Origin of the sequence: Shewanella colwelliana, assembly GCF_001735525.1 — a bacterium.
Lineage (GTDB): Bacteria > Pseudomonadota > Gammaproteobacteria > Enterobacterales > Shewanellaceae > Shewanella > Shewanella colwelliana.
In genome coordinates, this window is sequence record NZ_MCBT01000001.1 from 84,066 (window position 1) to 109,982 (window position 25,917).

Consider the following 25,917-nt stretch of genomic DNA (forward strand, 5'->3'; position numbering starts at 1 on the left):
TTACTTTATAGAGATAGGCTTAGAACTTCACCGTCACACCACCATAGAACTGACGTCCAAGGGTGTCATACACTTCAGGAACCGTACCAGCTTCATTGCCACTCGCAACCATGACAGGTTCAACATCTGTTAGGTTCTTGACACCTAAAGTTGCGGTGACACTGTCATTGAAGTGGTACAAACCTGAAATATTGTGATAAAGCACAGACTCTGCTTTATCACCATAGTTAATGTCATTCATTTCGCCGATGTAGCGATTTGAATACATTAGGCTCCAATCACCTTGGCTCGCTTGTACACTAAAGTTATTTTTCACTTCTGCGTAGCCACCGAACATACCACCGATGGTACCCGTGTAGTCAACGCCATCTTGCTCGAAGTTAAGTAGATAGGTCAAATCATTGCTGACTTTCCAATCTAACCCTAAACCTTCGAAACGATATGCCAAGTTAAAGTCAACACCACTGGTATCTTGATAACCCACATTAGTCAGCGGATTGGTTAACTCTGTCAAATCTCCATTGGCACCAATTTTAAAGGTTTCGCACGCTGTGGCATCACCTTCATAACACGCCTTTAGACCAGCTTGAACATCTAGACGAGAGATTGCATCGGTGATTTTAAAGCGCCAGTAATCTAAAGTCACAGACATACCATCGATGTAGCTTGGTGAATAAACTAGACCAGCAGTGTAGGACTCAGAACTTTCAGCCTTCAAGTCGGGATCTGAGGTGTAGTTAACTAAGATTTGCGGATCTTGCTCATTACCCCACGGATCATCTAGGTAGTCGTATGAACCAACGTTACCACCATATAGCTCGCTCACATTTGGAGCTCGGAAACCTGTCGCCGCGACGGTACGAAGCATTAGATCATCTGTCGCTTCATAGGTTAGACCGATTTTCCAAGTCGATGCATTACCAAAGGTTGAGTAATCATCGAAACGCAGCGCGAATTCACCCGTTAACTTATCGGTAAATGGGACGCTAACTTCCTGGTATACCGAGAATACACTGTAGCTACCATCTGTTGGGTCTTGCTGCGCTGCAGTGCCGTCTCCCGCAACAATCACTGGATCAGGGTTATAGTAACCGCTGTCATGACGATATTCAGCTCCGATAGCATAAGCCACAGCCCCTGCATCTAATTCAAATGCCTCGCCACTAATAACACCCGATACGATATGCTGTTCGTTACCACCAGTTGTACTTTCTAGATAACTGATGTCATTAACAATCGCGTCTGACAGTGGATCACCACTGAACCATGCATCTTGATTGTCATACATAGATTGCTCCATGTTTGATGCATTAATTGAGTTATGAACCCAAGTTTCAGCTTTGTTTTTACCGTAAGTATAAGCAACATCCCAATCGATCCCGGTATGTACATCCAGCACCCCTGCAAGGCCTGCAGAGATGCGCAGCGTATCTGTGTCTTGCTCATAGATACGGTTGCCTGCGTCTGTCATACGTCGACGGTACTCAACTTTACCTTGATCATCAGCTGAGATACCGCCAGCAAGCATCTCATCGGTTAAGGTAATACAGTTACCTGTTGAGCTAGGCGTACATACATCAAGCATTACAGAGGCAGGCTGAGGCGCCATCATCTGCTCTGACTGACGTTTGGTATACAGTACATCACCGGTGAAAATAATATCGTTGCTAAGCTCTTGAGTGGCATTGGCGAAGAAGCTATAGCGAGTACTTGGTGTCTGTAGCCAACTATCTTGGGTGTAATCGTAGCCTTCCGTACGTGCAACCCAATCACCGTTTTCATCTTGTACTTTGCCACCCAAAGAGCCACCAGGTACGAAGCTACTTGCCCCCTCTTCCACCCAATCGCGGTCTTTTTGCATGACACCGCCGCGGTCAGAGTAAGCAACACCAAACGTGTAGTTACCGTTATCGGTATTGAAACCGTACAAGGCACTCAGTTCAAGATTTTCACCATCGCTCTTATCCGTCACACCACCATTGACATCAAGTTGAAACCCTTCAAAATCTTTCTTTGTAATGATGTTAACAACACCGGCAATGGCATCTGAACCATAAACCGCTGAGGCACCGTCTTTTAAGATCTCAACGCGGGCAATCATCGCCACAGGAATCGTATTCAAATCCACGGCGCTGTCAGCCCCCGATCCTGAGTTCACCATACGACGCCCATTTAATAGAACCAAGGTACGACTTGACCCCATGCCACGAAGGTCAACCTGCGCAACCCCATCCGCACCGTTATTCGTCGTTGACCCGGCTGCCATACCAGCCATCGCTGGTTGAGCCTGCAAAATCTCATCGACTGAATTGTAACCTTCTGCTCGTATCGCACTGGCGTCAATGACTGTCACTGGCGATGCAGTTTCCATATCTTGACGTTGAATACGGGAGCCTGTCACTGCAATTCGCTCAAACGTGGCACTTTCTTCTTCAGCGATCGCATTATGAGAGACGACAAAGGCACTGCTCGATATTGAGGCTATCAAACTCAACTTTATAGCCGAGGCCAACTTTGTTGTTTTTACCATGTAAATTTAACTCCCTTACTCAATGTTATTATTTTACGCTCTACTTTTATTTGTAAGCGCTGAAATTGATACTGAAGTTTCACTTTAAATCAGTCAATCTACTAAATAATTAACCAATGATAATGGTGAGTTAAATAACATGACATAACAGTTAACAACGTAAATACAAAAAACCTGTGAACATCGACATAATTTGAATACCTAGAGAATATCACTATATATTTATCCCCAAGCCAGCTAATCATACCGTTACAAACGCAACATAAATACAACGCACACAAATTCAAGTTATGTGACACCCATCACATATTTTCAGTTTTAATGACTGTTAGACCTATGGGTCAACAGACTCATTATGAATGAAATATATACAAGGCTACTTATCCTAAAGCCAGAAAAGGTTACGAAATTGAAACGAAAACCAATAAGATACAATATGATACATAAAAATGAGCCGCGATTTGATAGAAGCACTCTATAAGTGTGACATTTATGTAACTATGCCTAAAAATAACAAGTCAAAAATTAGGAGCGCTTTTCAGCAACCGCTTACCAATCAGAATAAAGTGTTTATACCCTGTGCTAATTAATAAAGATTAAACTTTGATTTAGTTATAACAACGGTAGTTTAAAACTTATAACGAAAAGAAATGCAATAAACAAAAAGGCAAAGCAACTAACCCAATAATAACAACTGATACAGGATGCATCATAAAGATAAAATGAAATTAATAATCAGGGTATAGTCAGGTTTAAAAATACAAGCGCAAAGCCTAAATTAAATAGACTTTGCAGACATAATTAGATGTGAACAAATAAGCTATGCAGCTACTCAGGCTTGATTAAATTAAAGTGTTGGTAGGCTCGTTGAGTAGCGATACGGCCTCTAGGCGTTCGTTGGATAAACCCTTGCTGTATTAAAAAGGGTTCTAATACATCCTCTATGGTTTCTCGCTCTTCACCAATGGCTGCGGCCAGATTATCTAGGCCCACAGGTCCACCCATAAATTTGTCGATAATTGCAAGTAGTAGTTTGCGATCCATATAATCGAACCCTTCAGCATCGACATCAAGCATGTCTAACGCACTATCAGCCACTCGTTTGTCGATTTCACCATCGTGCTTAACTTCAGCGTAATCTCGCACCCTTCTGAGCAGACGATTGGCAATACGCGGTGTGCCGCGAGAGCGACGTGCGACCTCTAATGCGCCAGGCCCATCAATGGGTAACCCAAGCACATTGGCCGATCGCGTCACGATACTGCTGAGATCTTTCACATTATAAAATTCTAATCTCAACGGAATACCAAATCGTGCACGCAACGGAGAGGTTAACGCGCCAGCCCGTGTCGTTGCACCGATCAATGTAAAGGGTGGCAGTTCAAGCTTAATCGAACGAGCTGCAGGGCCTTCACCAATCATGATGTCCAATTGGTAGTCTTCCATTGCTGGATAAAGGATCTCCTCGACGACAGGACTTAAACGATGGATCTCATCGATAAATAATACATCTCCCTCTTCAAGATTCGTTAGCAACGCAGCTAAATCACCGGCTTTTTCGAGTACCGGACCAGAGGTTGACTTGATATTAACACCCATCTCATTAGCAACAATCATTGCCAATGTTGTTTTACCTAAGCCTGGTGGGCCATAAATCAGCATGTGATCTAACGCTTCGCCGCGCTTCTGCGCCGCTTCGATAAACACTTTTAATTGCGCTCGAGTGTCATCTTGCCCAGTATACTCGTCGAGCAACTTGGGACGCATCGCTCTATCTATTTGCTCGTCACGTTCCTCAATGCCTTGAGGCTGCGCATGGACGAGTCGATCGGCTTCTATCATTTTTTCCTCACTCTACCGCTTCACAGCATAGATTTCAGCGACGCTTTTATTAGCGCCTCTGAATTCATGCCTTCTAGGTATGCCCCTGAGACGGCTTTGCTTGCCTGTGCAGGTTTGTAACCTAGTGCCAATAATGCCGCTATTGCATCTTCTTCAGCGGTATTCACTTGCGGTGCGGGCGCGTAATTAGATTGCAGTACAAACTCTCGCTCTGACCCCACCGACGCTTCCATTAGACTCTTTAATTTATCGCGCATCTCAACGAGCAGACGTTCAGCGGTTTTCTTACCCACACCAGGTAACTTCACTAAGGTCGCGATATCATCGTGTTCCACACATTTGACAAACTCTGCCGCGGTCATCCCAGAAAGAATGGTTAGCGCCAGTTTAGGCCCGACACCATTCGTTTTAATCAACAGACGAAACAGGGCTCGCTCCTGTTTTGTGACAAATCCATACAGGAGTTGTGCATCTTCACGCACCACAAAATGGGTGTAAATCACCGCTTCTTGGTTAAGGTCTGGTAATTCATAAAAGCTGGTTAACGGCATCTGTAACTCATAGCCAACACCATTCACTTCAATCAGCAGTTCTGGAGCCTGCTTTTCAATTAATAAACCTCGAAGTCGACCAATCATCTATATCTTCCGTATGTTCTTGAATTCGCTTTACCACCCATGGCAATAAGGCTTTGATAGGTGTGAAAATGACATACGGCAACACCGAGAGCATCGGCAGCATCGGCCTGAGGCGCCGCAGGTAATTTTAAGATCTGCTGGATCATATGCTGCACTTGAGACTTTTGCGCGCGACCAGTTCCCACGACGGCGTTTTTAATCTGAGTGGCTGAGTATTCAGCCACGGGCAAATCCGCGTTGGTGGCAGCGACAATGGCGGCTCCTCTTGCTTGGCCCAGCTTTAACGCCGAATCAGCATTTTTAGCCATAAACACACGTTCAATGGCAAACTCATCGGGTTGATATTGACGAATGATTTCACTGATACCGTCAAAGATCACTTTAAGCCGAGAAGGAAGATCATCTGATGAAGTACGAATACAGCCGCTACCAAGATAAATCTGCTGCCTACCTTGGCATTTGATCACACCATAACCTGTGATCCGTGATCCAGGGTCGACACCCAATATGATTGTCATTAAGTCTCGCAGACCTACTCTAATTCTTGCATGATCTCATCGGAGATCTCAGCATTATGATAAACCTCTTGCACATCATCATGATCTTCTAAGTTATCAATCAAACGCAGAAACTTAGGGGCGGTAGAGGCATCCAAATCTGCTTTGGTTGATGGGATCATGGTGACCTCAGCATTAATCGAGTCTAAGCCCGCTGCATCTAAGGCATCTTTTACTGCACCAAAGGTGTCTGGGGTGGTGTAGACGTCAATAGAGGTATCTTCGTTTGTCACAACGTCATCAGCACCAGCATCAAGCGCCGCATCCATAATGATATCTTCGTCACTACCTTCGTCATAAGAGATAACGCCACGCTTTTCGAATAGGTAGGCGACTGAGCCGTCAGTGCCTAAATTGCCACCAGATTTGCTAAAGGCATTACGCACACCAGAAACGGTACGATTGCGGTTATCGGTCATGGTTTCAACCATTACCGCGGTACCGCCAGGTCCGTAGCCTTCATACATTATCGTTTCAAGCACTTGACCATCTAACTCACCCGCACCACGCTTAATTGCACGTTCAACCGTATCACGGGTCATGTTGTTGGAGAGTGATTTGTCGATTGCCGCACGTAGTCTTGGATTTGCATCAGGGTCTGAACCGCCCTCTCTCGCTGCAACGGTGAGCTCACGAATGAACTTAGAAAAGAGTTTACCGCGCTTGGCGTCTTGAGCCGCTTTACGGTGTTTGATGTTGGCCCATTTACTATGACCTGCCATGTGTTACTCCTTATTCGAGATTAACTCGAAAAAGCCGAGCTAGTATGCTCGGCTTTAATTGTACTTTTTACTCTGCGTCACCTTGTTTGGTTTCGATAACGCTCACACCCAGCTCTTCCAGTTGCTGCGGGTTAGCAAAACCCGGTGCATTGGTTAACGGACATGCCGCAGTCGTGGTTTTTGGAAAGGCCATGACATCACGAATTGAGCTCGCGCCAGTCATTAGCATGATGATCCGATCCAAACCAAACGCTAAACCGGCATGCGGAGGCGTACCGTATTTAAGTGCCTCGAGTAAGAAGCCAAATTTTTCTTGAGCTTCTTCGTCATTAATCCCTAGAATTCTAAATACCGCAGATTGCATCTCACTGTTGTGGATACGAACCGAGCCGCCACCGAGTTCACAACCATTAAGCACCATGTCGTAAGCGTCAGAGAGAGCGGCAGTTGGATTGGCTTCAAGTTCTGCTGGCGACATATTACTTGGCGCGGTAAATGGATGATGCATAGCATGCAGTCCACCGTCAGAGGTGCGCTCAAACATTGGGAAATCAACAACCCAAAGTGGCTTCCAGTCACCTTGCAGCAGGTCAAAGTCTTCACCAACTTTAAGGCGTAACGCGCCCATTGCTTCAGCGACGATGTTGGCTTTATCTGCGCCAAAGAGTATCAGATCGCCATTAGCTGCGCTGGTACGGGTCAAAATGCCATTAACAACCTCTTCGCTCAGGAACTTGAGTACAGGAGACTGAATTCCTTCAAGGCCCTTTTCTAGCTCGTTAACTTTCATCCAAGCTAAGCCTTTAGCACCATAGATGTTGACATACTTGCCATACTCATCGAGTTGCTTACGCGAAAGCGAAGCACCACCAGGTACACAGATCACAGCTACACGGCCTTCGACATCGTTGGCTGGCTCTTGGAACACTTTAAAGTCAACATTTTTGACTAAATCGGCAACATCGATCAACTCAAGCGGGTTACGCAAGTCTGGCTTATCTGAGCCAAAACGGCGCATCGCTTCTTCAAATGTCATCTTAGGAAACTCGCCTAAGTCAACATTAAGCAACTCTTTAAAGAGGCCGCGTACCATCTCCTCGGTCTTGTCCATCACCTGTTGCGAAGTCATGAATGAGGTTTCGATATCAATCTGGGTGAATTCAGGTTGACGGTCAGCACGTAAGTCTTCATCACGGAAACACTTAACGATTTGGTAGTAACGATCAAACCCTGACATCATCAATAACTGTTTAAACAGCTGTGGTGATTGTGGTAGCGCAAAAAACTGCCCTTTATATGTACGACTAGGCACCAAATAGTCGCGTGCACCTTCAGGTGTGGCCTTGGTCAAGATTGGCGTTTCAATATCTAAGAAACCGTTACCATCAAGGAAACGACGTACAGCGCTAGTCACTTTTGAGCGGAAAATAATACGATCCGCCATCTCTGGACGACGTAGATCAAGATAGCGATATTTCAAACGCTGCTCTTCAGTGTTGTGCTGGTTTTTGTCCATGTTGATCGGTAGCGGCGATGAAGCATTGAGGATAGTTAACGCTTTACCTAACACTTCCACTTCACCGGTGCGCATCTGGTCATTAATCTGGCTGTCTGGGCGAGCACGGACAAGACCCGTCACTTGCACACAAAACTCACCACGTAGTGTGCTGGCGATATCGAACACTTCAGGTAAATCTGGGTCGTAAACAACCTGGATAATCCCCTCACGGTCGCGTAAATCTAAAAAGACTACACCACCTAAATCTCGGCTTCGATTTACCCAACCGACTAGAGTGACTTCTTCTCCAACGTGAGACCGATTGACGTCTCCACAATAATGACTGCGCATCTAACCCTTTCCTTTCATCCACAAAGCCGTGCTTGGGAATATTCAATACATGACAAAAGCGGCATTATAGTGAAATATTGCCGATTTCAAAACAACTTCATCCCGTTATGGGGAAGTCAATTAATAGGTTGGGCAAATAACCAGCAATTCGTTATCTAATATAGCGATTTACGCGCTTCGATAACAATTGCCACCTTGAGCGACGGCTCTGGCCATATGCTTGTCTGCTACTTTAAGTAATTCAACCACAGTATCCCCTTCATTGGGGTACATAGCTATCCCTATGCTGACCGATAGTGCCACATGATCGCCATTGATGGCAAAAGGTGCTGCAAAGGCGCTAATCATGCCATCGGCCACCTGACAGACTTTGTCGAGGTCTTTGGGTCGATTAAGGATTAACACAAATTCGTTGCCGCCAAAGCGCGCTAAGGTATCAGACTTTCTAATCATCTTTTTAAGCTTGCTCGTACCTAGCTTTAGCACTTGATCGCCAATTTGATGATCATATTGCTGATTAACCGTATGCATATTATCGAAACTAATAAACAACACGGCAAAAGGCTGCATCTCGCGTCGATGAAGCAACATTGACTGTTCTAATCTGTCGTCCAGCAAAGTGCGATTGGGCAGCCCTGTCAACGTATCAAAATGGCCCAATTTCACGATCTGTTGCTGCAAGCCGTTATGGCGACGAGCGCCACGCTGAAACGCAAACCAGCTGACCAGGGCGATAAGCACCCCACTAAGCAAGAGTAACAGATAAAAGCTACTGCGCCATGTCAGTTGCGCACTGTGTCCTTGTTCATTGTTACCCAGCCAGCGTTGATAAATCGCTTGTTGCATCTCCACGCTAATCTGTGAAATCGCTTTATCCCAGATCGGTACCAAAGGTTTTAAGCTTGGATGCAGTCCAAAATGACTCTGCTCCTCCGAAAAGTCTGCCAGTACCGACATTTTAAGAGAGTGATAGTCGTCATCCATTAACGCGACTGACATGTTGATGACTTTTTCGATAAAGCCATCGGCCTTCCCTTGAGCAACCGCATCGATACCTGCGCGGGTATTGGGCACTAATACCAACTCGATACCATAATCTTTACTCACTAAATTTGAGACCAAATGATAGTCTTCGACGATAGCCAGACGTTTACCGCTGAGTTGTGCCAAATTAAATGCGGTCACTTGATTTAAGTTAGTAACCAACCCCCAAGGTGACGGCCAGTAAGACTCAGAAAACAACAGAGAGGCTTCCCTGTCAGGCGTCTGTGCGACACTGCCTGCAATATCGATGTCGCCGCGTTTTAATGCCGTCAATAACGCATTCCACTCAGTAAACATCACAGGTTTAAGCTTCAGGTTTAACGCTGTAGCTATCTGCTCACTTATTTGGCTATTTATCCCCGCAAACAGGCCTTGTTTATCTTCAAACTCCATCGGTTTCCAAGACTGTAAAAAGCCCATTTTTAGTGCGGGCAATCTGGCTAAATAGGCTTGTTCCTCTGCCGACAGTTTAAGCGGCTGATGTGCATCGGCCACAGTATGATCATCACTATCTATGACCCATTTAGCTTCTATCCTGCCTAATTCTGCCGGGGTTATCAGCTCGAAACCAGCTGAGATACGCTGTGCAAGTCCTTTATCTTCATTGCGAGTGAGTGCGTAGATATCGGTCGTAAAATAGAGCGGGCGGTAAAGATGGAAGTCAGCCCATGCGCCCGCTTTGAGTAGGTAATGTTGCGTCCAAGCCGAAGAAGCGACAAACGCACTAATATGCCCTTGCTGCGCAGCTTCAATCATCTGGTCCACACCCGAATACAGTTTCAACTCCACCTCTGGTAATGCTGCCCTTAATTTATCGATATAGGGAGCCGTTGGCACCGCACCGACAATTTTACCATCTAAGGCCGCCAAATCACTGAGTGGCTGTTTAAAGCTGAATAAGCGACTCTTCACCTGATAAAGCAATTGGGCGCGATGATAGTTAGTTTTCATGGTATCGCTTTCAGGGTACCCAATATGAAAATCGGCACGGTTATACTTTAAGTCATCAAGCGCATTAGCCATGCTCTCTGGTTTAAACTCAACGGGTATGCCGGTTTTTTTAGACCACAAATTCCAAATATCGATATACATACCATGGGGTTGACCATCACCACCGATATCAACAAATGGTTCAATGTTATTTGTGGTTGCTATGACTAACGTTCTGGTATCACGGCTGTAACCAAGCCAATTTTTCTCTATATGCTCCAAGCTCTCTTGGCTAATTTCCGACATCCCAGTGTTAATCTTCTCTAGCAGAGCGCTATCTCCCTTCGTCACCGCAGGTACGATAGCCGTCTTCTTAATTAATATACGATTGTCTAAAGGGAATGCTTCTAATACCGCTCTGCTCACCACTGAATCTTTTAGGTAACCTTCCATCCCAGCAAAAATATCAACCTCTCCATTTAGGACGGCATCCATCAAAGCAGCACGGCTGCTATATTCGCTAAACGCAAGGCCACTTACCTGCTGACTGAGTATCGATTGATGTGAAGATCCTCGTACAACCCCAATACGGTATGGAAGCAGCTGCGAAAAGGCGGTTTTATCTTTCAAATTATTACGTAAATAGAGATAGGTACTAACAGAAGTTATGGGGCTGGCAAAATCAAACAGCTCCCGACGTTCATCGGTGATCCCCATTCCCAAATGAATGTCGGCATCACCCTCGGCAAGTTGGATTAAGGAATCTTTCCAATGACGGACAACAAATACGACGGGAGTGTGGGTCTGCGAAGCCCACTCTCGCCATAGGTCGACAAGTAAGCCCTTAGGCTCGCCATTGTCACTTACAAATTGATAGGGATAACTGTCTTCCCCCATGACTAAAACTAATGGCTTCTGACTCTCGGCCGCCGCAAGTAAAAATGAAAAGCAGCAAGTTAAACCGATAAGAAAACGAATAAGTGAGTTCAATGATTATTCCTAGAACGTCATGTCGCTGTAAATTTTTTGTTGTAATTAGGCTATTAGACAGAATTTTATCCATAATTTCCAGTACTACACTTGCTGCTAACTGTTATCATTCGCTAAAATGAAAAATTGATTTTATTAAAAAAACTCTGATGAACTCATCTCAAGACACTATTTACGCCCAAGCTTGTGAAAATATTAGCGACTTTCAATTTGATGATCGAGTTGCCGGTGTGTTCAATGACATGATTAAACGTTCCGTGCCGGGTTACGGACAAATAATCAATACATTAGGTGACTTTGCCGATAAATTCGTGACACCGTCGAGTCATGTTTATGATTTAGGCTGTTCCTTAGGCGCTGCGACACTGAATATTCGTCGCCATATCGATGGCCGCAACTGTCGTATCATTGCGGTGGACAATAGTGAATCAATGGTTGAGCGTTGTTCCCAAAACCTCAGCGCATATGTCAGTGATACGCCAGTCGATTTAGTGTGTGCCGACATACGAGACATTAATATTGAAAATGCGTCAATGGTGGTACTTAATTTCACCATGCAGTTCCTAGCGCCCGATGACCGTGAGATGCTACTGAAAAAAATCCACAACGGCTTAGTGCCCGGGGGGCTATTAGTGTTATCAGAAAAACTCACGTTTGAAGATGCACCAGTCCAGTCATTACTCGATCAACTGCATCTCGATTTCAAACGAGCCAACGGTTACAGCGAACTTGAAATTAGCCAAAAGCGTAGTTCGCTCGAAAACGTAATGAAACCCGACTCGTTACCTCAACATGAACAGCGTCTAAGAGAACAAGGTTTCAGTCATTTTAGCGTATGGTTCCAGTGTTTTAATTTTGCATCTATGGTGGCAATCAAGTGATCAGCTTTAGCTCTTTTTACAAACATATCGCAGACTCGAGTCTGCAGCATTGGTTAGAAACCTTGCCAGCCATATTAGGTAACTGGCAACGTGAGAATAAACACGGTGACCTACCTAAATGGGAAAAAGTGCTCAATAAATTACACTATCCACTACCTGATACCATTAATTTCAGTACCGATGTGATGGTAGGCAGTGGCGAGCAATTAACCCCTGGTGAAAAAGAGAAGCTAGAAAATCTGCTGAAAATCTTTAAACCTTGGCGCAAAGGCCCCTATTCCCTGCACGGTATTCATATTGATACCGAATGGCGATCAGATTGGAAGTGGGATCGAGTACAGCCTCATATCTCGCCACTTAATAATCGCACAGTATTAGATGTAGGCTGTGGCAGTGGTTATCATATGTGGCGTATGCTTGGCGATGGGGCTAAACATGTCGTCGGCATCGACCCTTCACCGCTGTTTCTTTGCCAGTTTGAAGCGGTAAAGCGCATCGCTGGAGATCAACATCCAGTGCACTTTTTACCACTCGGTATCGAAGAACTGCCACCATTAGATGCCTTTGATACGGTATTCTCAATGGGCGTACTCTATCATCGTCGCTCACCCATTGATCATCTATTGCAACTGCGTGATCAACTGCGTGCAGGTGGAGAGTTAGTGTTGGAAACCTTAGTTGTCGATGGTGATGAAAACACTGTTCTGGTTCCTGGTGATCGCTATGGGAAAATGAATAACGTTTGGTTTTTACCATCGGCTAAAGCGTTAGAAGCATGGCTGAAAAAAGCCGACTTTGTGGATGTGAAATGTGTCGATATTGATGTCACCTCACTTGCAGAGCAGCGCAGTACACCTTGGATGCCCAATGAGTCATTGGTCGATTATTTAGACCCTAGTGACATCAGTCTCACTGTCGAAGGATACCCAGCGCCTAAACGTGCAACCTTCGTGGCCACCAAAAATCAACCCAATAAAGATTTGATCTAATTGAAATAGTAAACGGGAAGCACTATGTTAAAGCAGATTATCGCCCTGACCATTGCCACTGCACTTGTCGGTTGCGCAGCAACAAATAGCGCAGACAAACCTCAACCAGTTGATACTTCAACCCTTAGTGCGAGCTTAAATCAGCAGCGCGCTGATATTGAACAGCTCATAAACACTAACCAACAAAATCAAAATCAATCTATTGCAGCATTAAGTCAACAAATAGATACCCTTGCCATCGCCGTGGCCGCTGCTCAACAGCCCGCTGAAGAGAAAATCGTCGAGGTACCTGTTGAGTGTAAGGCATCACCTATTGGTGATAAGTTCGTGCTGGGCGCCGTGGAACATGTCTTCATCGACGAAATCAAAGCCAGTTTTGAAACCCGTATCGACACGGGGGCAGAGTCATCGTCATTGGATGCACACAACATCATCTTGTTTGAACGTGACGGCAAGCAGTGGGTAAGGTTTGACGTATTTACCCAAGGCAGTGACAAAACACCGCAAACATTTGAATCTAAAGTCGAACGATTTGTCCGCATTAAACAAGACTCTGACGAGAAAAGTGATCGCCGTCCCGTAATCCACGCTCATCTACAGATAGGTAAGTATAAAGCGGAGACTGATTTAAATCTGGTCGACCGCAGCCATCTCGAATATCAACTCTTGTTAGGTCGTAAGTTTATGCAAGACATCGCGGTCGTTGATGTGGCGCAAACCTTCATCCATAGCAAAAAATAACTCAGTGTGACAGCAAACTAAAATAGGATATGTCTTCAATGCATTCTAGAAAACCGTTTTACATCTTAGTCGCACTGCTATTTTTAGCGGGAGTCGCTGCCAGTGTGTATCGAGGCATAGAACACAATGTGCCTTTTTTACCTGGCGAACAAGTACAGAGTTGGGCCGTAGATGCTAAAGTAAGCTTTCAGGGCACGGGTGAACCTGCAGAAGTTAAGTTTTCTCTGCCTAATGATCCCGCCTTTGAAATTCTAGTAGAAAATGCGACCTCTCCAGGCTACGGCTTAACTATCGCCAATGACAGTTCTGGTCGACATGCGACTTGGTCAGTAAGGCAAGCTCGTGGTCAACAAGACCTGTATTATAAAGTCACCTTGGTCCCTACAGGAAAAACCCAAGTAATTGCCCAGGCCGAACCTGAGGCGGTGGAGTATAATTGGCCGGCTACAGAGAAAGCCGCTGCAGAGCAGATAATGGATGAAGTCTGGTCTCGTAGCGCAACCAATTTGTCTTTTGCACAACAGCTAAACAAAAGCTTTAATGCCTCTGATCGCAGTCAAAATATCGAACTACTCTTGTCTGGCAACTCTGCCGCGAATCTCTTTGTACAAATGCTCAATAGCAAAGGGATCCCAGCCAAAAAGGTCAATGGACTATTTTTGGAAGATCAACGCCGACGTCAGCAGCTAACAACATTTGTTGAAGTCTATCATCAAGGAGAGTGGTTACTGTTTAACCCAGCAGATGGTAGCCAAGGCCGTCCTGACAATTTACTGATATGGGACAGAACCGGGAAATCAACCTTAGATGTCGTAGGTGGTGTCAATTCGCTGGTCAGCTTCTCAATGTTGCAGGACACACGTTCAGCATTAGCCACCTCTATTGATGTGTTAAAAAACAAAGACGCCTTAGATTTCTCTTTGTATCAGTTGCCGCTAGAAGAGCAAAGCCTGTTTAAGGGGATTTTACTTATTCCTATCGGTGTATTGATGGTGGTATTTTTAAGGGTGATTATTGGGATCAAAACCTCTGGTACCTTTATGCCAGTGCTTATCGCCCTCGCCTTTATCCAAACAACGCTCTTAACGGGCTTAGTTGGCTTTTTACTTATTGTTGCATTTGGCTTAATGATCCGCTCCTATCTATCAGAACTGAACCTGTTACTGATCTCGCGAATATCGGCAGTCATTATTGTGGTGATCGGCATTATCGGCCTCTTCACCTTACTCTCCTATAAATTCGGTTTGAGTGAAGGCTTAACCATCACCTTTTTCCCGATGATCATTCTGGCATGGACCATCGAAAGAATGTCAATCCTATGGGAAGAGGAAGGCGCAAAAGAGGTCGTGGTACAAGGCGGAGGCAGTTTGTTTGTGGCAACCCTAGCCTATCTTGCCATGAGCGCAACGTGGGTACAGCATTGGGTATTTAATTTCCTCGGCATTCACTTAGTGATTTTAGCGATGGTGTTATTAATGGGCCAATACACTGGCTACAAGTTGTTAGAACTTAAGCGCTTTAAGCCATTGGCGGGAGAGTAGTCATGTTTCTCGCGCGCCCTCAGGCGCTCAAAGCCCAAGGTATCTTGGGCATGAACAAACGCAATATAGACTTTATTGGACGTTACAACCCACGTAAATATTACAAACGTGTGGATGATAAACTGACCACCAAACAACTAGCGTTAGCAAATAATATTGCTGTGCCAGCGCTGATCGGTACGGTATGCCAACAGCATGAGATATCTCACATCCCTGAAATGGTCAATAACAAAGATGGCTTTGTTATCAAACCTTCACAGGGATCGGGAGGAAAAGGGATTTTAGTGATCACTAAGGTGGATAATGGCCACTATTTTAAACCCAATGGCAATGAGGTCACACCCAGTGAGATTGACAGACATGTATCAAACATTCTCAGTGGCTTGTTTTCACTGGGTGGTAAGCCTGATGTCGCTATTGTTGAAGGGCTAATTCAATTTGATCCTGTCTTTGACGGCTACTCCTATGAAGGCGTACCTGATATACGGCTTATTGTTTTTAAAGGTTTTCCTGTGATGGGAATGTTACGTCTATCTACCGCAGCTTCTGACGGCAAAGCAAACTTACATCAAGGTGCTGTCGGCGTGGGATTAGACATTGCCACCGGTAAAGGGCTTCATGCGGTTCAATTTGATAAACCCATTGATTTCCATCCGGACACAGATAAAAAGCTGACAGATATTGTTGTGCCTCATTGGGATACTTTGCTTCATACCGCATCGAAAGCGTATGAGATGAGTGAGTTAGGTTACCTAGGTACAGACATGGTGCTGGATCAACAACTTGGACCCTTGCTATTAGAGCTCAACGCTCGACCAGGGCTGGCTATTCAAATCGCCAATGGTCGAGGTATTTTGCCTCACCTGCGCCATGTCGAACAGATGAAAAACAAATCAATGTCCGTTGAAGAGCGTGTCGCCTATGCTAAAACGCATTTTAGCCATAGCGCTTGCAGCTAGTCTGCATTTGGCGGCGCAAGCCGCCTCGCCTATCGCCCTTCTGAGCCAGCAATGTATGCAATTTGAGTTGCCAACGGCAACCGCTTTTGCGGCGAATGATGCGGCAAATCAAGCGATCGCACTCGAGCGTGCAACACTTGGGTTGTTTAATTTAAAAGATAGGGTTAATTACTATCGGCAATTTACGTTAAATAGCGACGACAATGAGATGCTTATCCAATGTCAACTGCACTTAGCCGATGAGATGTCTCAATTGCTAAAAAGCCCCGCGCTGATCAATATTGAACGCTCCCTTGCATCATCAGCAGAGCCCGCACATCAAAGATTGCACAGCCGTCTGACTCAGCTCTCTCTTCACCAACATACTCTTGCGCAAAAGGCCCAGCAACATTCCGCTCAAGCCACGATTCTGCACGGCCTTAAATCGCAAGGCTTAACCCTCGATTTTGGTGACACGCAATGCCAACTTAACTTGGCGCCAAGTTTTGAGAGCACTGACAAACCGTTTAATCAGTCAATTGCCTCATATTTAATTAAACAGCAAGACACCCATTGCAAACAGTTGGTGTGGCAGGCCTACCAAACCCGTGCTAAAAGCAAAAACCACGCCGCCCTACGACAGCTGATCGATAGCCGAAATCATCTGGCACAAACCCGCGGGTTTAGCGATCATGCTAGCGATGCACTCAGTGGCCAGTTGCTCGCAACACCTAAGTTACTCAAGCAGTATCTCGATGGCATGACCCATGTAACGCTTTCCCCATGGGAGATTGGCAGCACATTGGCAAACGCGCCCAAAACGCGCGTCACTAAACAAACCAGTGATCAATTTATTAACCAGCTATACCAAGCTTTAGCAATCTTTGACCTGCGCGCCGAAATCATTACGCCTCAGCTACATCGGCTATGGCATGGAGAACGTTTATTGGGCGACATCTACTTCATGGATGGCGCACAAATTCGCGCAACCAGAATACGACAAACCGTTGTCGGAATGCAGTTTGGCCAATTCTCTTTACGCTTACCTATAACCCTTGATAGTTATCGCGATCAGCAGCAGCTATTGACCGAAATGAGTAAAATTATCACCCAATTTAGCCATGGAAGTCGCTATTATCTTGTCAATACGCTAGGCGAAACCCAAGATAGTAGTGCTATCGCACAACATTGGTTGGCACAATATTTAGGCGAGACTTTACTACCAACACTAACTCAATCCAGCCGTGAAGCGATATTACAAACCTTCGCAACTCAACAGAAAGTCTTTCGCAGTAAATTGGCGCTCAACGCTTATCAAATACCGAGTAACGCATTATACACAAATTTAAATAACCAATTTTACTTAAGCTTTAACCACCACTGGCCAGAAGCTAGCGATGCGATCTACAGTTTTAGTGGTATTGCCAAACAAGGACCGCTCTATTATCAAGCGCTATGGCAACAGAGTTTAGGACAGTTTCTCTATGTCACCAGCAAGCATCAACACACAATACCAGAGACATTCTCACTATTATTGATAAATGAAGATCATCTCTCCTTGAATGAGCAATTAACACAAGTGTTGGGTAAATCACTCTCCACAACCTCTTTGATTGATAGGATTTTATATGTTCAAGCTAACCCACTTACCTAAGTCAATAGGTGCGATCGCCGCCGCGACGGCGCTGAGTCTTCTTTTAGGCTCTGGCTACGCCAGTGCTGAGGTCAAAGCAAATGACTTAGAACAAGTCCGCGATGGTATACAACAAAGTTTAGAATCACACCTATATCAACTGCCACCGCGCGTACAGGGGCATTATGGTATAAGGCTCTACCGTATGACTGGTGATACACAATATGCCAATTCGGCACTCGTTGATCTTTATGCGGTAGTCGACTCACAAGCTTACTATGCCTGTCAGTTAGATAAGCCGGGCTTTATTGAGCAAGAGGCTAAAGCTGCTATTGCAGTACTGGGTAAAGGTCCACGCGCTAAGGCACGCAAAAAGGCCCTTAAACCTTTCCCTGAGTTCCTCTTCTATACGGATGTATTACTGAGATTTTCTAGCCGAATCGATGAATTTGGCTTAACGGGTCCATGCCATGAAAAGCTTACCAAAGCTCTCAAAAATACCGATCTAAAACCGGGCCTTACCGATAAGGCGATGATAGAGGCTTGGGCAGCACAGCTTATTAACTATGTTTATTGGGCCAAGCAACTCGGTGTGGGTGATTACATTGAAGAGTACAAAACAGCATTTAACGAGGTCTATCCTGATAGTCGTGACAAAAAGCTAAACAAAAAGCAGTTTAGAAACAAAATCTATGGCATGACTCACTTTATCTTTGCTGCCAGTGAATACTATCAACATCAAGTCGACAAGCAGACTTTTGCCTGGATTCTGGACTATTTTGACGCCAATATCGACAGGATCCTTGCCGACGCAACAGATGATATTATCGCTGAGGTGGGCATAAGCTTTCATTTAGCAGGGCTTTCAAATCACCCTGTTGTTAAGAAGACCCAAGCCCATATCATTAATGCATATGACCCAAAAGTCGCCACGATCCCATCACCACGTGGTAACCCAGATCTCGCACTCGGTGAGCACCGTAACGTCCTCGCCATGATGCTACTTAACTGGCCTGAAACGCTGCACCAAGGGCCATATTTCCATAAGCTCAAGGCAACTAAAAAGTATCTTCCTAAGCAGGTAAGCATAAAACCTTAATCATGTAGGCCGAGTAGTCGCTTGGCCACACATTACTCTGGATAGCTAATGAGTCAGTCAAAATCAACACTAGAACAATGGCGTATTTTACAGGCTGTGGTTGACTACGGCGGATACGCGCAAGCAGCTGATAAGTTGAATAAAAGCCAATCATCACTAAACCACGCTGTCGCAAAACTGCAGACACAACTAGGGGTTGCACTACTCGAAGTTAGAGGTCGAAAGGCCTACTTAACCAAAACAGGAGAAGTCTTGCTGCGTCGTTCTAGGCATATTACGCGCTCCGTCACTGAGCTAGAACAGTTAGCCAAGAATTTAGAAAAGGGTTGGGAACCAACCTTGGTTATAGCCAGAGAGATCATCTATCCGATGGATAAATTGGTCGATGCATTAAGTGAATTTGAGCCCTTAAGTCGCGGGACTCGTATCACTATTTTAGACTCTGTGATCACTGGAACCCATGAGTTAATCGAAGCAGAGAAAGTCGATATCGCCATCGTCGGTAGCCCAACACCTAAGGGTTTCTTGGCCGAACCACTCACCGAAATAGAGTTTACCTTGGTTTGTCCCCCTTCGCATCCCTTGGCTCAGCTCACTGCGCCAATCGACGATCGCACCTTAGCGGAACACTTGCAAATTGTCATTAAAGATACAGGCCAACTATCCCAAATAGATATTGGCTGGTTAAAGGCTGAGCGTAGATGGACGGTAGCAAATTTTCATGAAGCTTTATCAATACTCCATAAAGGGCTTGGTTTTTGCTGGATACCCACGCATCTTGTTTTCCCGCTTATTGAACAGGGCAAACTGCATCAACTAACCCTCAATGGCAGTAGTCACCGGCGAGTTGTATTGAGCTTAACCGTGCCCAATCGCGACAACCAAGGACCCGCATCAAAATTGCTAGAACAGCTGATCTTGGCGCAACATTAAAAACAGTGAGAAATTAGAAAAGATAAGGCTTATATGTAGAACATAGATATCAATCAGACCGTGAAATCAATCGCATTAGACGTACTTATTTGTGATTGAGACTGGTACATACCACTAATGGCATGGTCTTGATAATGGTTTGACTGCTCTGCCGGACTAGATGCCAAAATTTGTCGACTAATGTGTTCAATGCTACGAGAAGGCGAACGATTGTCATCTAGGCCTGATGGTGAATCGACTCTAGAAGCCGAGATCCGCCCATTTCCATCAACTTTGCCAGCGATCTGAGTTTGTATTGGCTCCGGAAAAACGACCCCTTTAATAGCATTTTCCGCACCGATCAGCGGCGCCATATCAGCGACGGTCACGGCTTTCTCCTGCCGCTCTATAGCTAGTTGGCTTTTCGCCTCATTCATTTTACGCAGCGCTTCGCTTGCCACACGGATATCTGCCATTGACGGCTGAGCAGGTGCCATCGCGGCCGCATAAACTTGTTTCATTTTATTGACTGTTGCGAGCGGATCCCCTGAGACCACTGAGATATCAATCGCCACCTCACCATCTACGGCATAACGCTTCCCATCACTGCCCTGCTCATACTTAAAACTAGGACTGCGAGCAAAATTTCCCCCCACGTTGGCGTGCGCTTGTTCATGAGCTTTCACCTCGGCATCACGTTTAGCTAGCGTATCAAGCTCAATCTGCTGCCTCAATGCCTCCGCGCGGTCACTCGCTTGGCTATCTGAGTTGCGATCTGTATCTTGCTCCTCATCAAAAGGTGAATAATCTTGAGTAGCTTGAGCTGCATTAGTGTCCTTATCGGCTGCCTCTTGATTATCAAATATCGGCTCAAAATCCTTGTCAGTAGGCGTTAATTGGACGTCTGTTTGTGGACTTTGGCCAACACCATTAGCATTAGGAGATATCGACTGACTGGGGCGAGGTTCCGCTTGAGATGCGCCACTTGCCACGCTGTTAATTAAGCCTGCGAGACTCATTGGCCCTTGGGACAAACTGAAACTTGTCGAGCCTATATCAGATTGAACCGAAGTGATCTCTGGACTCGTGAAACCGCCAGTCTCGGCGGTAGAGAGCGATGCTACAGATATAGGAGTAGAGAGTGGTGCAGCGACAGCCTTTCCCTTTGGGCTGGACACGGTGGCTGTCTGAGAAGGAGAAAAACTTGTACTGCTTTTGACAACAGAAATCGGCGAAACAGTTGCCTGATTCACCGATGATGAAGGCGCAGAGATAACGCCATTCACTAGGTTATACCTTTATATCAATCACAGTACCTAGCGTTTCATTTGAAACTTCCAGTACTTCAACTGCCGCTTCCCCTTGCTGGCCAGCTTCTACTGCTGAAACCAACGCAGAGGTTTTATCAACCGCTTCCACAGGCTGTGCTGTTTCTGATTGCAATGCTTCAGTGGATTGATTAACAGGCTGTGCTGGTTTTGCAACATCTACCGTTGCTTGAGTTAACCCAGATTGAGCACTTTGCAGCCCTGATAATCCAGATGAGAAACTTGATGGAATTTCCATACCACGCACTCCGATCCGCTATACACATATTTAGTACAATTATTGGCCAAATTTACTTAAAAGTACAGTAATAACGAGGCTTATACGGTTCTAATCAGACAGAGTAGGTCGCCAGCCACGCTCCCAATCTTTCCAAACTGGCACAAACCCTCGAGACTTCATAACATTAGCCACTTCTTCTGCACTACGATCGTCACTAATCTCAAATTGATCCAGTTCAGTATCCGGACTGACGTAACCACCAGGTTGAGTCGAGCTGCCCGCACTCATTTGAGTAATACCTAACCCTAATAAATTATCTCTAAGACTCGTCGATTCGCGGGTAGACAGGCTGATCTCAAGCTCTGCGTTGAACAACCTAAATGCACAAATCAGCTGCACAAGTCCTCTGTCAGTTAACTCAACCTTAGGGGCGATGCCACCGACACAAGGACGTAGGCGCGGTAGCGATATACTGTAACGAGTGCGCCAAAACTGCTTTTCTAAATAGTCCAAATGATGACCCATCAAGAGAGCGTCTAGGCGCCAATCATCAAGGCCTAACAACACTCCTAGGCCAATTTTGTCAACACCCGCTCGCGCAATACGTTCGGGCGACTCAAGCCGATATTGAAAATCTTGCTTTTTACCCCGAGTATGATGCGCTTGATAGGTTATTGGATTGTAGGTTTCCTGATATAGCATCACTGCATCTAAGCCAAGTTCCACTAAATCATGATATTCGCTCTCCTTCAATGGTTGCACCTCCATGGCAACATAACTAAATTGGCGTTTAACATCAGGTATCATTGAGGCAAAATAATCTATTCCCACCTTAGTTTCATGCTCACCCGAAACAATTAGAATCGAGTCAAAACCCTGTGACTTTATCACCGCCATTTCGGCCTCAAGCTCTCTGTGATTGAGCACTTTCCGCTTGATTTTGTTGCTCATGCTAAAGCCACAATAATCACACTCATTGGCACAAAGGTTAGACACATACATAGGTAGGTACATACCAATATTTCTACCAAAACGTTGACGAGTTAACCCAGCCGCTTGTTGTGCCATCCGCTCTAAGTAGGGCTCTGCCGCCGGCGAAAGCAAGGCTAACAGACCCGATAGATCGCCCTGACACCCCAACAACGCCGATTCGACATCTGCAGCCGTTGCGTTATAAAGTGACATCTGCAACTGCGCTCTTGGTAGAGCCTGTAAGCATTCATAAAAGCTCATTTTAGCTCCTAATCCAAAAAGGCTGTTAAAGGCGCTTGCTGGGGACTGGTATGTTGCGCAACAGCACTGACTTTTCCTAGTCCAGCTAAGTATGCAGAGCGTCCAGTGTCAACGGCCTCGGCAAAACAGCGCGCCATCAAGATTGGATCAGCGCTGCTCGCAATCGCCGTGTTCACCAATACAGCATCGGCACCTAGCTCCATCGCCTGCATCGCCTGAGATGGTGTACCGATCCCTGCGTCCACAACCACGGGCACCTTTGCTTGGTCAATGATGATCTTAAGGAAGGTTTCCGTGGCTAACCCCTGATTAGATCCAATAGGGCTACCAAGGGGCATCACTGCAGCGCAGCCCACCTCCTCCAACCGCCGACAAAGAACAGGATCGGCATGCACATAAGGCAGCACCACATAGCCCTTATTACACAAGATCTCAGCAGCTTTTAGGGTCTCTATCGGATCGGGCATTAAATATTTTGGATCGGGGTGGATCTCCAGTTTTATCCAATGAGTGCCCAACACTTCCCGCGCAAGTTCCGCCACAAATACCGCTTCTTGGGCATTTCTTGCTCCCGAAGTGTTAGGCAGCAATTTGATATTGCTCCCTTGCAAAGGCCTTAATATGTCATCACTGCCTGAGTGGAAATCGAGTCGCTTCATTGCCATCGTCACCAGTTGTGATCGACTGGCTTCAATAGCTGCAAGCATCGTATTCGCACAAGCGTACTTTCCCGTCCCGGTAAATAGACGAGAGTCAAACACGGTATCAGCAATTTTTAACATATTATCCTCCCGCGACAACGCCAAACAGTTCGATCTCATCATCGGCTTCACAAGGAGTGATTGCCCATAAGGTTTTTGGCACCACTTGCCCCCCTCTAACCAGCGCCACACTGTTTAGGTTGACCTGGTAAGACAATAACAATGTCTCGAGTGATTCATCCTTCGATACGGTAAACGGCTCACCGTTCACCTTGATGTTAATTTGATTCATCTGTTCTCTCCTTCACTTTAGTGTGGCAAACCGCGCATGAGGGATCTCTTGCAAGCGTGGCGTGGCGAGTTACCATTGACAAGCCGTCAAAACGCAGCAGCTCGCCAGCGTTAGGCGTTATCTTGGCAATGTGCTTTATCGCCTGTAATGCTTGCATCGATGCCATTACCCCAACCATGGGCCCTAATACACCAGTGGTACTGCAACGCTGACTGACTTTTAGCTCACAGGGAAACAAACAGTGGTAACAGCCCCCTTGGGGATAACGAACAAGATCCACTGTAAGTAGCTGGCCACTAAAATGAACGGCTGAGGCGATAACGCTTGGAATACTGTCGCGGACACAGCATAGGTTGATAAGCTGACGAGTTTCAAAATTGTCACTGCAATCGAGCACCAATGATGCATCCTTTAAAAGCAAGCTCGCGTTGGCGTTGTCGATGAAGCAATCTGCTGCGATGAGATCACAATCAGCATAAACGGCACGCAGTTTATCGGCGCAAACCTTAGCTTTATTTTTACCACTATCTCGTGCGGCGAAAATAAGCTGGCGAGGCAAATTGCTCACCTCTACGCTATCTCCATCAATCAAGGTAAGACGTCCAACCCCTGCAGCCGCTAAATATTGCGCACATAAGTTACCTAGCCCACCAATACCGACAATTGCAACATGAGCGCTCATCAGTGCCGTTTGACCATACTCCCCCAGTTCTGGCAGCAATATCTGCCTTGAATAGTGAATAAACTGCTCATCATTCAGTGACATTTATTGCCTCCCAGCCTTGGCTTAAAGTACGGTAAGCGTCAGCTGGCGATAGTGCATTGCTCACCGCTCGCACTACTGCCACATTGTTAACACCAGTGGCTTTGACGGCAGCCAGGTTATTAATATCTATGCCTCCTATGGCAACACTTGGAAAATGGTTCTCCAGCAGTTCCGCGTAGTGCCTCAGCCTGTCTAGCCCTTGTGGTAATGAGGGCATCTCCTTTGTTGTGGTCGCAAAGATATGGCCGACTGCGATATAGGATGGCTTGATCTGCGCGGCAAGTAGCAGCTCAAAATAGCCATGACTCGACACACCGAGCGCGATACCCGACTGTGATATCACCGCTAAATCAGCGTGGTAGAGATCTTCTTGTCCCAAATGAATACCCGATGCGCCATGAGTTATTGCGAGTTGCCAATGGTCATTTATAAAGACTTGCGCTTGATAGGTCTCCCCTAAACTTATTGCTTGCTGGATCTTTTGCTCAAGGAGCGGATCATCAACTGATTTAACCCGAAGTTGTACCGTTTTTGCACCTGCCTTTAATAGTGATTCCAACACTGCAATTGAGCTCACTACGGGGTAAACTCCAATCGATGTGTCTAGCTTTTTAAAGGCACTTGCTGCTTGTAAGCTGGGGCCATCATCGAATGAAGCAATCGAAGGAAACATTTCAAGACTCTTCGGCCAACCGGTTCTCGCCAATGGGCCGGGGCCATCCCCTAGCTGATAACCATCACGGATCCCTGCAGTTACATAGGCCTTAGCAATCACCACTGCATCATGTAATACATAGCCCTTTGCCATAGCTGCGGCGATGGCAGATGAGAGCGAGCAGCCACTACCATGATGATTACGGCTGTCGACACGCTGGCTGCTGAGCATAAATTGTCGATGTTGGTGCCGTGCTGATACCCTATCCACCTCAGCGCAAACATAAAGATCCTTTGCGCTATCTTTGTGCCATAAGCCGCCTTTATCCCCCCCTTTAGCAAGAATGTTACACCCTAAGGTGCTCGCCAATGTTGTCGCCGCGAGGCTGACTTCGCTAAGCGTGTTGAGCGGCTTCCCCATGAGTACTGACAGTTCGGCGCTATTGGGCGTAAACAAGGTTATCAGCCCGGTTAATGGCGAAAAATCTAACCCATTAGCCAGTGCATCGCCACAACTTGCCACCATTACAGGGTCAACAACCACTGCAATACTCACCCCATGACGCGTTTGATAGTCATTTAAAATGATGGCTAACCAATTGGCTAGCGCATTGATCTGTGCTTGATTGCAGAGCAAGCCCACCTTGATCGCATTAGGCGGTAAATCCTTAAGCAAGCAATTAAGTTGCTGCAGCATTAAGTCAACGCTGACGGGCTCTACCTGCTCAACCGCAACAGAATTTTGTACCGTCAACGCAGTGATCACAGTGCAGCCGTGACAACCTAAGTCGTTAATGGTAGCAAGATCGGCTTGAATTCCAGCACCACCACCACTGTCGGAGCCAGCGATAGTCCAAACAATGGACTTACTGATAACGCTATCCATC

22 protein-coding genes are annotated in these 25,917 nt (G+C 45.9%); 8 read left to right on the forward strand and 14 right to left on the reverse strand.

Annotated features, from left to right (window positions below; all coding sequences use genetic code 11):
- Window positions 1–19 precede the first annotated feature (19 nt).
- From BEL05_RS00450 to BEL05_RS00480, 7 genes are all read right to left on the reverse strand, one after another.
- The gene (locus BEL05_RS00450; protein WP_028765019.1) at window positions 20–2,530 is read right to left on the reverse strand and encodes a TonB-dependent receptor plug domain-containing protein; all 2,511 of its coding nucleotides are present in this window, start codon (window positions 2,528–2,530) and stop codon (window positions 20–22) included.
- Between the two features lie 828 nt (window positions 2,531–3,358).
- A complete protein-coding gene (gene ruvB / locus BEL05_RS00455; RefSeq protein ID WP_028765018.1) occupies window positions 3,359–4,372 on the reverse strand; it encodes a Holliday junction branch migration DNA helicase RuvB in 1,014 nt (337 codons plus the stop codon).
- 20 nt (window positions 4,373–4,392) lie between these two features.
- Window positions 4,393–5,010, reverse strand: coding sequence for a Holliday junction branch migration protein RuvA (ruvA, locus tag BEL05_RS00460; RefSeq protein WP_028765017.1), 618 nt, complete (start codon window positions 5,008–5,010; stop codon window positions 4,393–4,395).
- The gene (gene ruvC, locus BEL05_RS00465; RefSeq protein ID WP_028765016.1) at window positions 5,007–5,528 is read right to left on the reverse strand and encodes a crossover junction endodeoxyribonuclease RuvC; all 522 of its coding nucleotides are present in this window, start codon (window positions 5,526–5,528) and stop codon (window positions 5,007–5,009) included. Before ruvC ends, ruvA begins: the two co-directional genes overlap by 4 nt.
- A 14-nt stretch (window positions 5,529–5,542) precedes the next feature.
- Window positions 5,543–6,289, reverse strand: a complete 747-nt coding sequence (locus tag BEL05_RS00470; protein WP_028765015.1) for a YebC/PmpR family DNA-binding transcriptional regulator — start codon at window positions 6,287–6,289, stop codon at window positions 5,543–5,545.
- A 67-nt stretch (window positions 6,290–6,356) separates the two neighbouring features.
- A complete protein-coding gene (gene aspS, locus BEL05_RS00475) occupies window positions 6,357–8,138 on the reverse strand; it encodes an aspartate--tRNA ligase (protein ID WP_069669943.1) in 1,782 nt (593 codons plus the stop codon).
- A 168-nt stretch (window positions 8,139–8,306) separates the two neighbouring features.
- Window positions 8,307–11,102, reverse strand: a complete 2,796-nt coding sequence (locus BEL05_RS00480; RefSeq protein WP_069669944.1) for a transporter substrate-binding domain-containing protein — start codon at window positions 11,100–11,102, stop codon at window positions 8,307–8,309.
- 149 nt (window positions 11,103–11,251) lie between these two features.
- Between BEL05_RS00480 and cmoA the strand changes: the two genes are divergently transcribed.
- From cmoA to BEL05_RS00520, 8 genes are read left to right on the forward strand one after another with little or no spacing between them, the layout of a single operon-like run.
- Entirely contained in the window at window positions 11,252–11,983 is a 732-nt protein-coding gene (gene cmoA / locus BEL05_RS00485) for a carboxy-S-adenosyl-L-methionine synthase CmoA (protein ID WP_028765012.1), read from the forward strand.
- A complete protein-coding gene (cmoB, locus tag BEL05_RS00490; protein WP_028765011.1) occupies window positions 11,980–12,972 on the forward strand; it encodes a tRNA 5-methoxyuridine(34)/uridine 5-oxyacetic acid(34) synthase CmoB in 993 nt (330 codons plus the stop codon). The genes cmoA and cmoB overlap by 4 nt, the downstream gene beginning before the upstream one ends.
- Window positions 12,973–12,996: 24 nt before the next feature.
- Window positions 12,997–13,713, forward strand: a complete 717-nt coding sequence (locus tag BEL05_RS00495) for an ATP-dependent zinc protease family protein (protein WP_028765010.1) — start codon at window positions 12,997–12,999, stop codon at window positions 13,711–13,713.
- 38 nt (window positions 13,714–13,751) lie between these two features.
- On the forward strand, window positions 13,752–15,254 hold the full coding sequence (locus BEL05_RS00500) for an inactive transglutaminase family protein (RefSeq protein WP_028765009.1): 1,503 nt from the start codon (window positions 13,752–13,754) through the stop codon (window positions 15,252–15,254).
- Between the two features lie 2 nt (window positions 15,255–15,256).
- Complete coding sequence (locus BEL05_RS00505; RefSeq protein ID WP_028765008.1) at window positions 15,257–16,213, forward strand: alpha-L-glutamate ligase-like protein; 957 nt, start codon at window positions 15,257–15,259, stop codon at window positions 16,211–16,213.
- Window positions 16,176–17,846 (forward strand): hypothetical protein, encoded by a 1,671-nt coding sequence (locus tag BEL05_RS00510; RefSeq protein WP_069669945.1) that lies wholly within the window; start codon window positions 16,176–16,178, stop codon window positions 17,844–17,846. The genes BEL05_RS00505 and BEL05_RS00510 overlap by 38 nt, the downstream gene beginning before the upstream one ends.
- A complete protein-coding gene (locus BEL05_RS00515) occupies window positions 17,821–18,924 on the forward strand; it encodes a DUF3541 domain-containing protein (protein ID WP_083250267.1) in 1,104 nt (367 codons plus the stop codon). The genes BEL05_RS00510 and BEL05_RS00515 overlap by 26 nt, the downstream gene beginning before the upstream one ends.
- 48 nt (window positions 18,925–18,972) lie before the next feature.
- Entirely contained in the window at window positions 18,973–19,857 is an 885-nt protein-coding gene (locus BEL05_RS00520) for a LysR family transcriptional regulator (protein ID WP_028765006.1), read from the forward strand.
- A gap of 53 nt (window positions 19,858–19,910) precedes the next feature.
- Here BEL05_RS00520 and BEL05_RS00525 read toward each other — a convergent pair whose 3' ends face one another.
- The 7 genes from BEL05_RS00525 to thiE all read right to left on the reverse strand — a co-directional run bounded on the left by BEL05_RS00525 (window position 19,911) and on the right by thiE (window position 25,916).
- Window positions 19,911–21,122 carry a putative metalloprotease CJM1_0395 family protein gene (locus tag BEL05_RS00525; RefSeq protein ID WP_069669946.1) on the reverse strand — a complete coding sequence of 404 codons (1,212 nt, stop codon included), beginning with the start codon at window positions 21,120–21,122 and terminating at the stop codon, window positions 19,911–19,913.
- 4 nt (window positions 21,123–21,126) lie between these two features.
- A complete protein-coding gene (locus BEL05_RS00530; protein ID WP_069669947.1) occupies window positions 21,127–21,402 on the reverse strand; it encodes a chemotaxis protein in 276 nt (91 codons plus the stop codon).
- Window positions 21,403–21,492: 90 nt separating this feature from the next.
- Window positions 21,493–22,617, reverse strand: a complete 1,125-nt coding sequence (gene thiH, locus BEL05_RS00535; RefSeq protein ID WP_028765004.1) for a 2-iminoacetate synthase ThiH — start codon at window positions 22,615–22,617, stop codon at window positions 21,493–21,495.
- 8 nt (window positions 22,618–22,625) lie between these two features.
- A complete protein-coding gene (locus BEL05_RS00540; RefSeq protein ID WP_069669948.1) occupies window positions 22,626–23,399 on the reverse strand; it encodes a thiazole synthase in 774 nt (257 codons plus the stop codon).
- A gap of 1 nt (window position 23,400) precedes the next feature.
- On the reverse strand, window positions 23,401–23,610 hold the full coding sequence (thiS, locus tag BEL05_RS00545; protein WP_028765002.1) for a sulfur carrier protein ThiS: 210 nt from the start codon (window positions 23,608–23,610) through the stop codon (window positions 23,401–23,403).
- The gene (locus BEL05_RS00550; protein WP_028765001.1) at window positions 23,597–24,376 is read right to left on the reverse strand and encodes a HesA/MoeB/ThiF family protein; all 780 of its coding nucleotides are present in this window, start codon (window positions 24,374–24,376) and stop codon (window positions 23,597–23,599) included. The genes thiS and BEL05_RS00550 overlap by 14 nt, the downstream gene beginning before the upstream one ends.
- Window positions 24,363–25,916 carry a thiamine phosphate synthase gene (thiE, locus tag BEL05_RS00555; protein WP_069669949.1) on the reverse strand — a complete coding sequence of 518 codons (1,554 nt, stop codon included), beginning with the start codon at window positions 25,914–25,916 and terminating at the stop codon, window positions 24,363–24,365. Before thiE ends, BEL05_RS00550 begins: the two co-directional genes overlap by 14 nt.
- Window position 25,917: the final 1 nt, after the last annotated feature.

Coding starts and splice junctions, on each gene's coding strand:
- BEL05_RS00450 (WP_028765019.1), bottom strand. CDS start 2,530: ATGGTAAAAACAACAAAGTTGGCCTCGGCTATAAAGTTGAGTTTGATA.
- ruvB (WP_028765018.1), bottom strand. CDS start 4,372: ATGATAGAAGCCGATCGACTCGTCCATGCGCAGCCTCAAGGCATTGAG.
- ruvA (WP_028765017.1), bottom strand. CDS start 5,010: ATGATTGGTCGACTTCGAGGTTTATTAATTGAAAAGCAGGCTCCAGAA.
- ruvC (WP_028765016.1), bottom strand. CDS start 5,528: ATGACAATCATATTGGGTGTCGACCCTGGATCACGGATCACAGGTTAT.
- BEL05_RS00470 (WP_028765015.1), bottom strand. CDS start 6,289: ATGGCAGGTCATAGTAAATGGGCCAACATCAAACACCGTAAAGCGGCT.
- aspS (WP_069669943.1), bottom strand. CDS start 8,138: ATGCGCAGTCATTATTGTGGAGACGTCAATCGGTCTCACGTTGGAGAA.
- cmoA (WP_028765012.1), top strand. CDS start 11,252: ATGAACTCATCTCAAGACACTATTTACGCCCAAGCTTGTGAAAATATT.
- BEL05_RS00495 (WP_028765010.1), top strand. CDS start 12,997: ATGTTAAAGCAGATTATCGCCCTGACCATTGCCACTGCACTTGTCGGT.
- BEL05_RS00500 (WP_028765009.1), top strand. CDS start 13,752: ATGCATTCTAGAAAACCGTTTTACATCTTAGTCGCACTGCTATTTTTA.
- BEL05_RS00505 (WP_028765008.1), top strand. CDS start 15,257: ATGTTTCTCGCGCGCCCTCAGGCGCTCAAAGCCCAAGGTATCTTGGGC.
- BEL05_RS00510 (WP_069669945.1), top strand. CDS start 16,176: ATGCTAAAACGCATTTTAGCCATAGCGCTTGCAGCTAGTCTGCATTTG.
- BEL05_RS00515 (WP_083250267.1), top strand. CDS start 17,821: ATGTTCAAGCTAACCCACTTACCTAAGTCAATAGGTGCGATCGCCGCC.
- BEL05_RS00520 (WP_028765006.1), top strand. CDS start 18,973: ATGAGTCAGTCAAAATCAACACTAGAACAATGGCGTATTTTACAGGCT.
- BEL05_RS00530 (WP_069669947.1), bottom strand. CDS start 21,402: ATGGAAATTCCATCAAGTTTCTCATCTGGATTATCAGGGCTGCAAAGT.
- thiH (WP_028765004.1), bottom strand. CDS start 22,617: ATGAGCTTTTATGAATGCTTACAGGCTCTACCAAGAGCGCAGTTGCAG.
- BEL05_RS00540 (WP_069669948.1), bottom strand. CDS start 23,399: ATGTTAAAAATTGCTGATACCGTGTTTGACTCTCGTCTATTTACCGGG.
- thiS (WP_028765002.1), bottom strand. CDS start 23,610: ATGAATCAAATTAACATCAAGGTGAACGGTGAGCCGTTTACCGTATCG.
- BEL05_RS00550 (WP_028765001.1), bottom strand. CDS start 24,376: ATGTCACTGAATGATGAGCAGTTTATTCACTATTCAAGGCAGATATTG.
- thiE (WP_069669949.1), bottom strand. CDS start 25,916: ATGGATAGCGTTATCAGTAAGTCCATTGTTTGGACTATCGCTGGCTCC.